Origin of the sequence: Enterococcus durans NBRC 100479 = LMG 10746 (assembly GCF_001544215.1) — a bacterium.
GTDB classification, from domain to species: Bacteria; Bacillota; Bacilli; order Lactobacillales; family Enterococcaceae; genus Enterococcus_B; species Enterococcus_B durans.
In genome coordinates this window covers 1-14,381 of the sequence record NZ_BCQB01000032.1, presented here as the reverse complement: position 1 = coordinate 14,381, position 14,381 = coordinate 1, and the positions used below count along the sequence as shown (strand labels likewise).

Genomic DNA, 14,381 nt, shown 5'->3' with positions numbered 1-14,381 from the left:
ATCGTAACTATTAGTTTAGCATGCTGTTCTCAGTGTTCTAAAACTATTATTTCTTATAAAAAACTTTATTGAAAATAGCAAAACGTTCATTGTAAGGACAGTGCTAAACATAAAAAAGCCTCTCAATCGAGAAACGGTTTTCCATAATAGAAATCAGGTAAGAAACTTGATATCTATTCGGATTCGTCCTTTGATTTGAGAGACTTTCTTATTTGACTAGGTTGCTTATTGATTACCCGTTATACGCATCAACAATGATTTGTTTCAATTCGCTGATCAACGGTTCTTTTGGATTTGCTGTCGTACATTGATCTTCGTATGCAAGTTCTGCCATACGATCAACTGTTGAATCTAATATTTCTTGTGTCACACCTTGTGCTTTCAAATTCATATCGATTCCTACAGCTTGTCCTAATTCATAAACAGCTGTTGCTAATGCTTCCACTAGTTCTTCCGTTGTATTTCCTTTTAGACCCAAGAATTTTGCAATATCTGCATAATCTGTATCTGCACGGAAATAATCATATTTAGGGAACATTGCATGTTTTTGTGGATCTTTTGCATTGTAGCGGATGATATGTGGTAACAAGATCGCATTCGTACGACCATGTGGGATACCATATTCTCCACCGATTTTATGTGCGACTGAGTGACAAATACCTAGGAACGCATTCGCAAACGCCATACCAGCCATTGTAGAAGCGTTATGCATTTTTTCACGTGATTCCATATCTGGTGTTTTCACTGATTTTTCTAAATAGTCAAAGACTATTTTGATTGCTTGTAAACTTAATCCTCTTGTATAATCTGAGGCCATTACTGAAACATAAGATTCGATTGCATGTGTCAACACATCCATACCTGTATCTGCAGTAACTGATGCTGGAACTGACATTACAAACTGCGGGTCAACGATTGCCACATCTGGTGTCAATGCATAATCAGCTAATGGATATTTCACATGTGTTTCACTGTCTGTGATAACGGCAAATGGTGTCACTTCTGAACCCGTTCCTGAAGTTGTCGGGATACATACAAATTGAGTTTTTTCTGGTTTATCGATTTTATACGTACGTTTACGGATATCTAAGAATTTTTGTTTTGCGCCAAAGAAAGAAGTATCTGGGTGTTCATAGAACATCCACATGCCTTTAGCCGCATCCATTGCAGATCCGCCACCTAAAGCGATCACTGTATCTGGTTTGAAATCAGCCATTAGTTTTGTTCCCGCATAGACGGTATTTGTTGAAGGGTTTGGTTCAACATCTGAGAAGACTTCGATTTTCACATCATTCTTACGACGTGCCAATACTTCTCGAACCGTATCGCAATAACCAAACTGAACCATACCTGGATCACAAACGATCATCACGCGTTCCACATTTTCCATTTTTTCTAAATAAAGCAAAGAGTTCTTTTCAAAGAAGATTTTTGGTGGTAATTTGAACCATTGCATATTATTTCTCCGTTTCGCTACAGTTTTGACATTGATTAAGTTCACCGCTGAGACGTTTCTAGATACAGAGTTCTTCCCATATGAACCACAGCCTAATGTTAGAGATGGAATCATTTCATTGTAAATATTTCCGATTCCGCCTTCTGCTGATGGTGTATTCACTAAGATACGGCAAGCTTTCATACGTAACCCGAATTTCACATGTAGATCTTCATCTTCTGAGTGAATAACTGCTGTATGTCCTAATCCGCCCAAATTAAGCATTCCTTCACATAATTCAAAAGCGTGTTCCGTACTATTTGCTTTGACCATTGCTAAGACTGGTGAAAGTTTTTCGCGAGATAACGGATAATCTGCACCAACACCTGCTAGTTCCGCTACTAACATTTTTGTTCCTTCAGGCACTTTGATACCTGCTAATTTTGCGATTTCTACAGCAGAATGACCAACGATTGCTGGATTGACTGCATATTTTCCTTCATTCATCACTGCATCTTCTAATTGTGAAAGTTCTGTAGGTTTCACGAAATACACTTGATGTGCTTGGAATTCTGCTTTTACAGCTGCATAAGTTTCTTTGTCAACGATCACTGCTTGTTCAGAAGCACAGATCATACCGTTGTCAAATGTTTTTGAAACGATCAAATCATTTACTGCACGTTTGATTTTTGCTGTTTTTTCAATGTAGGCAGGTACATTACCAGGTCCCACGCCTAATGCTGGTTTTCCTGTTGAGTAAGCTGATTTGACCATGCCTGCTCCACCAGTTGCTAATACAATTGCAATACCCGGATGATTCATTAGCGCAGATGTCGCATCAATTGATGGATGTTCGATCCATTGGATGCAATTTTCTGGCGCGCCAGCTGCAATCGCTGCATCACGTACTACACGTGCTGCTTCAGCAGAAGACTTTTGAGCACTTGGATGGAATGCGAATACGATCGGATTTCTTGTTTTCAAAGCGATCATCGATTTGAAGATTGTCGTTGAAGTAGGATTCGTTGTCGGTGTTACCCCACAAACGACACCAACTGGTTCAGCAATCTCAATCAATCCTTTTTGGGTATCTTCGTTGATGACACCCACTGTTTTGTCATGTTTGATATTGTTCCAAATGTATTCAGAAGCATACATATTTTTTATTGCTTTATCTTCATAGATTCCACGGCCTGTTTCTTCAACTGCCATTTTGGCAAGGGGCATATGTTGGTCTAAGGCTGCCATTGCCATTTCATGTACGATATGGTCCACTTTTTCTTGATCAAAATTTTCCATTTCTTTTAACGCGACATTTGCTTTGGTTGCTAACTCATCGATCATTGCTTGGACATCGATCGTTTTTGATTGTTCTTTTTCCATTACTTTAGCCATTATAGTCCTCCTACTAGGTCCTGGTTATTTGTTAATTATTTCACATACACATCATACAATAAAACTTTTCTTATGTAAACACTTTTTTGTGATTTTTTTCACAGTCTTAAAAATACGTATAAATTCCTATTAATTCAATAAAAAAGAGAGGTGTATTAGATGTTTTCAACTTCCTATGTATACATTCCCACAAAATACTCTTATTCAACTATTAACAAACTTGTTTTTTTCTAACAAAAAAGCGTAGGACACAAGTAAAAGATCTCTTGCGTCCTACACTCTCGAATAAGCTGTATTTAAGAAGCCTCGCCTCAGCGATAAGACAAATCTAAACATCAGATTTGCTACAGAATCTCGAATAAACGAAAGTCCAAAAGTCAGGTTTTTCGGAAATTTCAAGAAAAACGGACAATACAAAAAAAAGCATATTGTTCGTTTTTCTCTCCAATTTCTCAAACCTAAACGACTTTTGTCTTGACCTCTTTTTACTCAAGGCGAAGTGCTTCTTTCACATTTTTTTGTGAAACTGCTTATTTAACTTCTTTGTGGTCCTCTGGTTCTTCTACAGTGGTAGTGATTTCTTCTTTCACTTCTACTGTTTCAGCTGTTTCGGCATCTTTAGGTTCAACTGGTTCTTCTACTGGTGTAACGACAGTATCGTTTGCCACGACAGTCCCAGGTTTCACCGTCTTGATTGCTGCTCGATCGTACTCTAAGAAAATCCCTTCACAGTCTAAAACAACTGTGCGTTTTTCATTATCGACTTCTGAAACAACACCATGCAATCCGCCAATAGTCACTACTTCATCGCCTTGTTTCATACTATCTAGCAAACTTTGACGTTCTTGTTGTTGTTTCTTTTGTGAGCGTGACATAAAAAACCACATTCCTAAAATAACCACGAACATCACTAACATTGGTAATGAGCCCATTTTTTTCACCTCGCTAACATGTATCTACAAACTCAACTTTAGCAGAAAAACCTGCTAGACACTAGTTTTTTACATAAATTTAGATAAAAATATTAGAAACTTTTGGCATTTTCTTTATTAAAGCCATATTCTTCGAAAAAGGCTGCACGAAATTCCAATAAGTTATCATCCATAATCGCTTGACGAACTTGTTTCATCAAATTCAACAAGAAGTATAGATTGTGGTAGGAAGTCAAACGGATACCAAATGTTTCATCACATTTGATCAGATGACGTATATACGCACGTGTATAGTTCTTACATGTATAGCAATCACATTTTTCATCGATTGGACGAAAATCACGTGCATATTGCGCGTTTTTAACAACTAATCGACCTTGTGACGTCATACATGTTCCATTTCTAGCAATACGTGTAGGTAACACGCAATCGAACATATCCACACCGCGGATCACTCCATCGATCAATGAGTCAGCTGCACCAACCCCCATTAGATAGCGCGGTTTACTTTCTGGAATCAATGGTGTCGTAAATTCTAACACTCGATTCATTTCTGCTTTAGGTTCACCAACAGATAATCCGCCGATTGAATAACCAGGGAAATCCATACCGACTAAGTCTTTTGCACTTTGGCGACGTAGGTCTTCAAAGCCCGCTCCTTGGATGATTCCAAATAATCCTTGTCGATCTGGATTGGCATGTGCCTTCAAACCTCTTTCTGCCCAACGAGATGTCCGTTCCACTGATTTTTTGACATAGTCATAACTTTCATCAAACGGAGGACATTCATCAAAACTCATCATGATGTCTGAACCAAGTTTATTTTGGATATTGATTGCTTTTTCTGGAGATAGGAACATTTTTGAACCATTCAAATGGTTTTTGAAATGTACGCCTTCTTCCTCGATGTTTCGCATATCACTTAATGAGAAGACTTGGAAGCCTCCTGAATCAGTTAAAATCGGCTGATCCCAATTCATAAATTTATGCAAGCCACCAGCTTCTTCTACTAGGTCTTCGCCAGGACGTAGCCACAAATGGTAGGTATTACTTAAAATGACCCCCGCACCCATTGCTTTTAACTCTTCCGGTGACATTGTTTTTACTGTTGCTAATGTACCTACAGGCATGAACATTGGTGTGGGAAATGTCCCATGAGGGGTAATCAATTCACCAAGACGGGCACCCGTGTGTTTTTCTTTTTTGATTAAACGATAACGAATGGCAGGTTGTGACATTCAATTCCCTACTTTCTTTAAAAATAATCGCAATGACAACTCCCACCATCATAATCGTTTCACCTACTTTTTGCAAGACCTCTTCCTTTATTCTATTTTTATTTAATACCCCTTTTTTGAATTTTTTTAATAACTCCTAACTTTTTTAAAAGCCAAAATGGTTCTTCTTTGTTATACTGTTCACATCAATTAAAAGAGGAGTGAAAAATATGTTATCTTCAAAAGAACTGAAACAACAGGCAAAAGACAGTTTAAGAGGTCGTTGGGGGCAAGCAGTCTTATTGAATCTGATTCCAACATTGATTGCCATTGCTATTATCCTTATCATTGCTGTCCCTACTGCTTTGCTATTTGTCAATTTCTATAGTGATCCTACAGCGGTCCAAGATATGGCGGCAAACAATACCAGTGGTGGGGCAAGTAGTGGTGGCGGGATCATCTCTTCTATCATCAGTGCATTGTTCATGAGTGGGATCTCTTGGACATACTTAGATCTCTTACGTGGAACTAAGACACAGATCGAACCGTTTAAAGATGCTTTTCGCGGATTTTCTGGTTTGTTCATCGGCGGGATCATTTTATTAGCACTTTTAACATCAATCTTTATTACCTTGTGGGCATTACTTTTGGTTATTCCTGGGATCATCAAAAGTTATTCTTATTCTCAAAGTTACTTTATCTATTATGATATCGTCACAGATACTGGAGAAAAACCTGGCGTCTTAGATACGATCACAGCAAGTCGTAAATTGATGGATGGCTATAAAGGAAAATTATTCTGGTTGGATCTTACCTTTATCGGCTGGCACATTTTAGCGATGTTAACATTTGGAATCGGTTATCTATGGTTGAATCCTTATATCTCTGCAACAAAAGCAGCATTTTATAATGAACTACCAAAAGAAGTTTAAACGTTCTAGATAAAGCAAAAAAGGTTACTGCCCCAAGCAGTAACCTTTTTTATTTATCATTCTTCCTCTTCTTCTGCTTCTGGTAATTGATGGAATTTGATCAACTCGACGACCGCAATTGGTACGATCGATAATAATCCCACTAAGAGCCAGTGATTCAAACTAATGTGGACTAAATTGAATAGTGTCTGCGTAAATGGTAATAATGCAACTGCCGTAGTGATGACGATCGATAGAACAGCCATTTCCAGTAACGATTTATTCGTTGCTAGGTTCACTTTGAAGATCGACTGGCTACTGCGCACATTGAAGACATGTAAGATTGACGAATACGCCAATACCAAGAAAGCAACTGTTTGCCCTACTTCTTGACTTGCTTCTACCCATGGACTGATCGTATTTACAAATGTTCCTAAATAGTAACCAAATAAAGTAACGACTGTAAAAACACTCGCATTGATGGCGATCTTCTGCATCAGACCACGAGCAAATATCCCCTCATTTTTAGGAATCGGTGCTTCATCCATGATCCCTTTCTCAGCAGGCTCTCTTCCTAAAGCGAATCCTGGCAATCCATCTGCTACGACATTGACAAATAGCAACTGAACAGCCGTGAATGGCGCTCCCCAACCTAATAACATCGCAATCAACACAATGAAAATCTCAGAAATATTACAACTCAATAGAAAATTGATTGCCTTACGGATATTTTGATAAACCGAGCGTCCTTGACTTACCGCATCAACGATCGTAGCAAAATTATCATCTGTCAAAATCATATCCGAAGCACTTTGCGCAACATCTGTTCCTGCAATGCCCATCGCACAGCCAACATCACTTGCCTTTAAAGCTGGAGCATCATTGACCCCATCTCCAGTCATTGCTACTACAGCACCTGTTCGTTGCCATGATTTTACGATGCGGATCTTATCTTCTGGAGTCACACGAGCATAAACCGAAAGCTCCTGTACCCGTTCATCTAGTTCTTCATCTGACAATGCTTGTAATTCAGAACCGGAAAGCGCCTCCGATGGATGAGATAAGATTCCTAATTCTTTTGCAATGGCGCTGGCAGTCACGACATGGTCCCCTGTGATCATCACCGTTTTGATGCCCGCTTTTTTCGCACGTTTGATGGCCCCTTTACTTTCTGGTCGTGGTGGGTCGATCATCCCGATCAAACCAATCAAGCGAAGATCATTTTCCAACGCTTCAGAAGTGATTTCTTGCGGCTCTTCGTCATATGTTCGATAGCCAACCGCAATCACACGTAACGCATTTTTACCAAAACGATCATTGACAGCAGTAGCTTGCTCCACATCACCTGAAGTAAAGCGTTCAGATAAAACATCAAATGCTCCCTTAGTAATTGAGATGTATTTCTCCCCCATTTGATGGACTGTCGTCATCATTTTACGATCAGAATCAAATGGAAGTTCATCAATTCGTGGGTATTTTTCTTCTAATTCCTCTTTTGTATGATAATTTTCTTCTACAGCACGTACAATTGCTGCTTCAGTCGGATTTCCTTTCACGATAAGATCATCGTTTTCTTTTTCTACTGTAACGTCGGTACAAAGCGCCGCCATTTTCAAGATTTCCATCGCGCTGTTTGTCATGGAGTCCTCGATATCCGTTACTTCATCTTCTTTGCTCCAAACCCGACGAACGCGCATTTTATTTTGGGTCAATGTACCAGTTTTATCGGAACAGATGACATTGGCTGTCCCTAAGGTCTCGACTGCTGGTAATTGACGGATAATCGCGTGTTTTTTAGCCATTTTCTGTACACCATATGCCAATGTCAGCGTAACGATAACGGTCAATGTTTCCGGTACAGCGGCTACGGCTAAAGAAACTGACGTCATAAACATTTCTAGCAATGGTTCACCTTGAAGTTCCCCGATAATAAAAACCAATACAGCGGCAGCTAGTGCAATCAAGCTGATCCGTTTTCCTAGTTGATTCAACCGTATTTGTAAAGGTGTTTTTTGGGCTGTATGGTCATTCAAAAGACCAGCGATCTTACCCATTTCTGTGTCCATTCCAATAGCTGTGACGATTGCTTTTCCTCGACCAGCCGCTACAGTACATCCTTTAAAGACCATATTCAACTGATCGCCAAGCGACTCATCTTCTTTAGTGATGTAATCTGCCTCTTTTTCAACCGCTTCACTTTCACCTGTCAGTGCCGATTCTTCTACTCGCAACTGCGACGTTTCAACTAAACGAGCATCAGCGGCAATAGCAGAACCCGATTCTAAAACTAAGACATCGCCTACTACCAGATTTTCTGCATCAACTTTTTCTACTTTGCCATCGCGGATAACAGTTGCCGTCTGCTTGTTCATATCTTGCAATGACTCTAACGCTTTTTCTGCATTTCCTTCTTGCACGACCGCTAACACTGAGTTAATGATAACGATAGCAATGATCAAAAGCCCTTCAAATAAGTCGCCATGTTCTGTCGCGAACGCTGTATAAAACGAAATGACTGCTGCTATAAGTAAAATGATCGTTGTAAAATCAGATAAACTCCGCAGAAATTTTTTTGTGATCGATTCTTTTGGTGCTTCATCAAATTGATTTTTTCCTTGCTGCTGACTTCGTTTTTCTGCTTCTCCCGTCGTCAGTCCTTGTTCAATATCTGTCTTTGTTTCCTGCTCTACTTCTTTCACCGTCTGCTTGTATTTGTCCATCCTATTCCTCCTTTAATATTGTACGCACAAAAAAGGTACTAATTTTACTATAACATCTTTTTTTTGATCCATTCAAGTATAGCGCTTAATGGTATCCAAATTAGATAGGTAGAAAAAAATACTTTTCTTTTGCAAACGCTATCAAACTATGCTATTATATGGGTGTAAGGAAGGAGGATAACATCAAATAAACAGAAGAATTTCTCGATAGATTAGAATAGGCAAACAAAGTTGTTAGAAGTACAGGTTTCACCACTGATTACATGTAAAGTATACCTTTATAAATAGTGAATGCGTATGGATGTTTGGATGATCGAGTCTCCAAAACAAGAAGTAACAAGATACGTAACAAATGAATAACATGAACGTCTGAAAATTGAATAGGAACAAGAGATGTTTCAACATTTCAACTGTTGAAGATGTAACGAAAACAAGATTTTTTGTTTATCAAGAAGAAATTCAACACCGTACTTTGCATGAATCATGGAAAGTTACACTTATTTCTGTTTATTCGATTCCTTCCGAATACGAGAGAGCTGAGCTTATCGAGAGCTTGGCTCTTTTTTTGTTCAAAAAATTTTTAAATTAACTAAAATATCGATATTTCTGCACCCTAATTTGTGCTATCTTTTCTTCAGGGGGAAGCAAGATGCATTTATTAGACTGTAAAATTTATATTCAATATGACAAAAAAACGGATTCATTGGGGAATCACTATCTGTTCAAACAATTCATCTTTACAGAAGATTGTGTGACGGAAAACGAATTAAAGCGAAAGATTCATTTTGATCAGCAACAGACACAACTTGATTTCTTCGACTGGGGACATGTCGCACCGCCTTTTCAAAGAGAGTTGTTACAAAAAAAAATCATTTTTGCTGATGCGGATGTTCATCAAATCTATTTCGAATCTACTGGGAGGAAAAAAATCGTTCGAAATGTTGTTCATCCGAAAAATCAATCGATTTTGACCGCTATCCAAGCAACTTATCCTAATGCACAAAAAGTGTTAAATATTATTCCTTTAAAAAGATATGTTGATCAGCCAGAAAACTGAGCAACATCAAAAAACAGTGATCCAAGCAGAGAAATTCTGCTGCGACCACTGTTTTTTGATTATTTCGAGTTTTTTTGCTTCACGCTCTTTATTAAAATCACTTCACGAACATTGCATCGCCAAAGCTAAAGAAACGATAGCGTTCATCAATTGCATGTTGATACACCGCTAACGTCAGCTCTCTTCCAGCAAACGCACTAACTAACATGACCAATGTTGATTTTGGTAAATGAAAGTTAGTCGAGAACGCCTCAACGATTTTAAATTGGTAGCCTGGTGTAATAAAAATATCAGTCCAACCGCTATCCGCTTTGATTTCTCCATCAAATTTCGTACCGATCGTTTCTAGTGTTCGAATAGATGTTGTCCCCACGGCTACGATTTTCCCGCCATTTTGACGCACTTGATTTAGTCGTTCAGCTGCTTCTTCCGTTAGACGATAAAATTCACTGTGCATGTGATGCTCTTCGATTTTGTCCACACTTACAGGTCTGAACGTTCCTAAACCAACATGTAACGTAAGATAGACTAGTTCTACCCCTTTTGCTTCGATTTCATCCAATAATTCTTTCGTGAAATGCAAGCCTGCTGTTGGTGCTGCTGCTGAGCCGTTCTCCTTAGCATAAACGGTTTGGTAACGATCTGGGTCTTCTAAGCGTTCCTTGATATAAGGCGGCAAAGGCATTTCACCTAATGATTCAAGGATTTCTAAGAAAATCCCTTCGTACTCAAATGTGATGATGCGGCCACCATGTTCTAATTCTTCTTTGACCACAGCTTGCAATCGGCCATCCCCAAAAGAAATCCGTGTGCCTACTTTCGCACGTTTCGCTGGTTTGATCAGCGTTTCCCATGTATCACCTTCTGTATTTGTCAAAAGAAGAACTTCCAAGTGTGCGCCTGTATCTGGCTTTTCTCCATATAGACGTGCTGGCAACACTCGCGTATTATTCATTACTAGTGCATCACCAGGATTTAATTCTTCAATGATATCATGAAAATGTTTATCCTTCATTTCGCCTGTTGTTCGATCTAAAACAAGTAAACGAGATTGGTCACGGTCTTTTAACGGTGTCTGAGCAATCAATTCTTCTGGTAAGTCAAAATCAAAATCTTCTGTTGTTAACATATCGTCACTCACTTTCTATCTTGTGCCCCATCATTCTACCATTTTTACCAGCGGATTGGCAAAAACCTAAGAACAAATGACAGCTGCAACATTTGTATTCCTACGTTATTTTAGGCATACTATTATTAGTAACAGTCTTTATAGAAAGTGAAAAAGAGGTGGCATCATGATTGAATTCCAAAATGTATCAAAAATCTACAAAGGTGGAAAAATAGCCGTCGATAATGTCAATCTTTCGTTCGAAAAAGGTGAATTTATTTGCTTTATAGGTACCAGTGGAAGCGGTAAAACAACGACGATGCGTATGATCAACCGAATGACTGATCCGACGAAAGGAAAAATATTGATCGATGGTCAATCGATCCAAGATATCAATCCTGTAGAGCTACGCAGACAAATCGGTTACGTGATCCAAAGTATCGGGTTGATGCCTCATATGACGATTCGTGAGAATATCACCCTCGTACAAAAACTCCTGAAAGTCAGCCAAGAAGAACGCAATAAAACTGCGGAAAAAATGATCGACCTAGTTGAACTTCCACGTGAAATGCTTGACCGTTATCCTCATGAGTTGTCTGGTGGTCAACAACAACGGATCGGTGTAGTAAGAGCACTTGCAGCTAACCAAGATATCATCTTGATGGACGAGCCATTTGGCGCACTTGATCCCATTACTCGCGATTCTTTACAAGATCTAGTCAAGGATCTGCAAGAACGTTTAGGGAAGACGATTGTTTTTGTTACCCATGATATGGATGAAGCCATCAAATTAGCGAGCCGGATCGCTATCATGAGTGAAGGAAAAGTGATCCAATACGACACCCCTCAAAACATTTTACGCAATCCTGCAAATGAATTTGTCGAAGAATTGATCGGTGAAGATCGACTACTCCAAGCGAAACCCGACACCACACGAGTAGGCGAAGTAATGTTGAATAAAGCCATTACGATCACGCCTGAAAAATCATTACAAGAAGCAATCAAACTCATGCGGGAAAAACGTGTCGATACATTATTAGTTACAGACAATTCAAATGTTCTAAAAGGATTTATCGATGTTGAAACGCTAGATAAAAAACGTGGCAAAGTATCAAGTGTCGGTGATATTTTGAATAAACAAGTTTTTTATGTAAAAGAATCCGCCTATCTACGTGATACCTTACAACGGATCTTGAAACGCGGATTGAAATACGTCCCTGTTGTGGATGAAAACAACAAAGTCGTAGGTATTTTGACAAGAGCTTCTCTGGTGGATATCGTCTATGATGTCATCTGGGGAGAAGAACACTCGATCACCAATGCGATTGGTTCATCCACCTCCGTTGACACAAAGGAGGAGTAACTGATGACTGAATTTTTTCAACAATATGGCGCTGAAATTTTAAACAAGAGTATCGAACACATCTACATCTCCGCTGTAGCTTTGATTCTCGGGGTCGCAGTCGCTGTACCACTTGGCGTAGCATTGACTCGTCTGCCTAAAATCGCCAATATCGTAATCGGTATCACTAGTGCGCTACAAACGGTCCCTTCTCTTGCTTTGTTAGCTTTGATGATCCCTCTCTTTGGTGTCGGAAAAACACCGGCCATTATTGCACTATTTATTTATTCTCTACTACCGATTTTGCGAAATACGTTTATTGGCATGAAAAACGTTGACTGGAACTATCGTGACGTTGCAAAAGGGATGGGCATGACAAATATCCAGTCTATTATTTCTGTAGAATTGCCGATTGCTATGCCAACGATCATGGCAGGAATTCGTTTAGCTGCCGTTTATGTCATCGCTTGGGCAACGCTTGCCTCTTATATCGGTGCTGGCGGTTTAGGTGATCTGATTTTTAGTGGCTTGAATAACTATCAGCCAGATTTGATCTTCGCTGGAACAATTCCTGTAACGATCCTAGCACTACTGGCAGATTTCTTACTAGGGCTATTAGAAAATCGTCTTACCCCTATTGCCTTAAGAGAGGAGAATGACGAATGAAGCGATTACTAAATAGTCTCTTACTTATGGTCACGGCTCTTCTTTTGGCAAGCTGTTCTTTTCCTGGTTTAGCCAGCAACACCGATGAAGAGACGATCTCCATCACCGGCGGGATTACCTCTGAAGCGCAAATTTTGGCTAGTTTAGTTGCTGGGATGGTGGAACACTATACAGATAAAAATACTGCTATCATCAACAACTTGGCGACAACCACGATCAATCATCAAGCGATGATGAATGGCGATGCCTCTATCTCTGCAGCACGTTATACTGGAACAGATTTAACAACTACCTTGAACTTACCACCAGAAAAAGATCCTAAGAAAGCTTTTGCTATCGTGAAACAAGAATTTGAAAAACGATACGATCAAACATGGTTCCCTTCTTACGGTTTTGAAAACACCTATGTTTTTCTTGTGCGAAAAGATACAGCTGAAAAATACAATCTAAAAAAAGTCAGTGATTTAAAAAATGTTGCTGACCAACTTGTCGCTGGTGTAGATACCTCTTGGATCACTCGTAAAGGAGATGGATACGATGGGTTTCAAACAACCTATGGCTTCTCTTTTGATTCGATCCTGCCTATGCAGATCGGTCTAGTGTACGACGCTGTAGAAGCCGGAAAAATGGATATCGTTCTAGGCTATTCCACTGATGGACGGATTGCAAGTTATGACTTGGTCATGTTAGAAGATGACCGCAACTTCTTCCCTCCTTATGATGCTGCTCCTGTTGTTGACAATCAGGTATTGAAGAATACCCCTGGATTAGAAGAAGCATTGAATAAGTTAGGCAACACCATCAGTACGGAAAAAATGCAGCAGTTGAACTATGAAGCAGACAACAATCTCGTTGAACCTTCTGTTGTAGCTGAACGATTTTTAAAAGAAAATCACTATTTTGAAGGGAAGTGAGCGTAATGGAAAATATGAACTGGTTTCAACAATTCATCGTTTATTTTCAAGAAAACGGCGCCTATGTCTTTTCACAATTCATCCGCCACTTTCTGATTTCGATCTACGGTGTATTATTTGCAGCAGTCATCGGGATTCCAATTGGGATCATGGTTTCTCGCAAACGAAAATTAGCTAACTGGGTGATTCGCTTGGCAAATATCATCCAAACGGTGCCTTCATTGGCAATGATCTCTATTTTGATGATTGGCCTTGGATTAGGTGTCAATGTAGTGATCGTGACCGTCTTTCTTTATTCTCTATTACCGATCATCAAAAATACTTACACTGGGATGATCCAAGTAGATAAAGGAATCCTTGATGTTGGAAAAGGAATGGGGATGACAGCTACACAACGGCTATTTATGGTCGAACTTCCCCTTTCTGTGTCTGTTATCATGGCTGGGATCAGAAATGCCTTAGTCGTAGCCATCGGGATCACTGCTATTGGTGCCTTCGTTGGTGCAGGTGGCTTAGGGGATATCATCATTCGTGGGACCAATGCCACAGATGGTACATCGATCATACTAGCCGGTGCGTTGCCAACTGCTTTGATGGCTATCATTACCGACTGGGTCTTAGGAATCCTAGAACGCCGACTTGATCCAGCTGCGAAGACATCGAATAATCAAGGATAAAATATTT

At 39.5% G+C, this 14,381-nt stretch carries 11 protein-coding genes; 6 read left to right on the top strand and 5 right to left on the bottom strand.

Translation table 11 applies throughout. The features are described from left to right. Positions 1 to 232: 232 nt before the first annotated feature. The 3 genes from adhE to tgt form a co-directional block, all read right to left on the bottom strand. Entirely contained in the window at positions 233 to 2,830 is a 2,598-nt protein-coding gene (gene adhE, locus ED2_RS09700; RefSeq protein WP_016177245.1) for a bifunctional acetaldehyde-CoA/alcohol dehydrogenase, read from the bottom strand. A 530-nt stretch (positions 2,831 to 3,360) separates the two neighbouring features. After that, entirely contained in the window at positions 3,361 to 3,762 is a 402-nt protein-coding gene (yajC, locus tag ED2_RS09695) for a preprotein translocase subunit YajC (protein WP_005875384.1), read from the bottom strand. Positions 3,763 to 3,854: 92 nt separating this feature from the next. Next, complete coding sequence (tgt, locus tag ED2_RS09690) at positions 3,855 to 5,000, bottom strand: tRNA guanosine(34) transglycosylase Tgt (protein ID WP_005875383.1); 1,146 nt, start codon at positions 4,998 to 5,000, stop codon at positions 3,855 to 3,857. Positions 5,001 to 5,209: 209 nt separating this feature from the next. Between tgt and ED2_RS09685 the strand changes: the two genes are divergently transcribed. Then, on the top strand, positions 5,210 to 5,911 hold the full coding sequence (locus tag ED2_RS09685) for a DUF975 family protein (RefSeq protein WP_016177244.1): 702 nt from the start codon (positions 5,210 to 5,212) through the stop codon (positions 5,909 to 5,911). 56 nt (positions 5,912 to 5,967) lie between these two features. On the opposite strand, the gene ED2_RS09680 is transcribed toward ED2_RS09685, so the two are convergent. Continuing rightward, positions 5,968 to 8,610 (bottom strand): calcium-translocating P-type ATPase, PMCA-type, encoded by a 2,643-nt coding sequence (locus ED2_RS09680; protein ID WP_005875381.1) that lies wholly within the window; start codon positions 8,608 to 8,610, stop codon positions 5,968 to 5,970. Between the two features lie 649 nt (positions 8,611 to 9,259). On the opposite strand from ED2_RS09680, the gene ED2_RS09675 reads away from it, so the two are divergent. Continuing rightward, the gene (locus tag ED2_RS09675; RefSeq protein ID WP_005875379.1) at positions 9,260 to 9,667 is read left to right on the top strand and encodes a hypothetical protein; all 408 of its coding nucleotides are present in this window, start codon (positions 9,260 to 9,262) and stop codon (positions 9,665 to 9,667) included. A 97-nt stretch (positions 9,668 to 9,764) separates the two neighbouring features. Here ED2_RS09675 and queA read toward each other — a convergent pair whose 3' ends face one another. After that, positions 9,765 to 10,796, bottom strand: coding sequence for a tRNA preQ1(34) S-adenosylmethionine ribosyltransferase-isomerase QueA (gene queA / locus ED2_RS09670; RefSeq protein ID WP_016177243.1), 1,032 nt, complete (start codon positions 10,794 to 10,796; stop codon positions 9,765 to 9,767). 166 nt (positions 10,797 to 10,962) lie between these two features. Here queA and ED2_RS09665 point away from each other — a divergent pair, with 166 nt between their 5' ends. From ED2_RS09665 to ED2_RS09650, 4 genes are read left to right on the top strand one after another with little or no spacing between them, the layout of a single operon-like run. Beyond that, positions 10,963 to 12,138, top strand: a complete 1,176-nt coding sequence (locus tag ED2_RS09665; protein WP_005875375.1) for a betaine/proline/choline family ABC transporter ATP-binding protein — start codon at positions 10,963 to 10,965, stop codon at positions 12,136 to 12,138. Between the two features lie 3 nt (positions 12,139 to 12,141). Next, positions 12,142 to 12,783 (top strand): ABC transporter permease, encoded by a 642-nt coding sequence (locus tag ED2_RS09660; RefSeq protein ID WP_005875373.1) that lies wholly within the window; start codon positions 12,142 to 12,144, stop codon positions 12,781 to 12,783. Further along, on the top strand, positions 12,780 to 13,697 hold the full coding sequence (locus ED2_RS09655) for an osmoprotectant ABC transporter substrate-binding protein (protein ID WP_005875372.1): 918 nt from the start codon (positions 12,780 to 12,782) through the stop codon (positions 13,695 to 13,697). The genes ED2_RS09660 and ED2_RS09655 overlap by 4 nt, the downstream gene beginning before the upstream one ends. Positions 13,698 to 13,702: 5 nt before the next feature. Continuing rightward, complete coding sequence (locus tag ED2_RS09650; protein ID WP_016177242.1) at positions 13,703 to 14,374, top strand: ABC transporter permease; 672 nt, start codon at positions 13,703 to 13,705, stop codon at positions 14,372 to 14,374. Positions 14,375 to 14,381 lie beyond the last annotated feature (7 nt).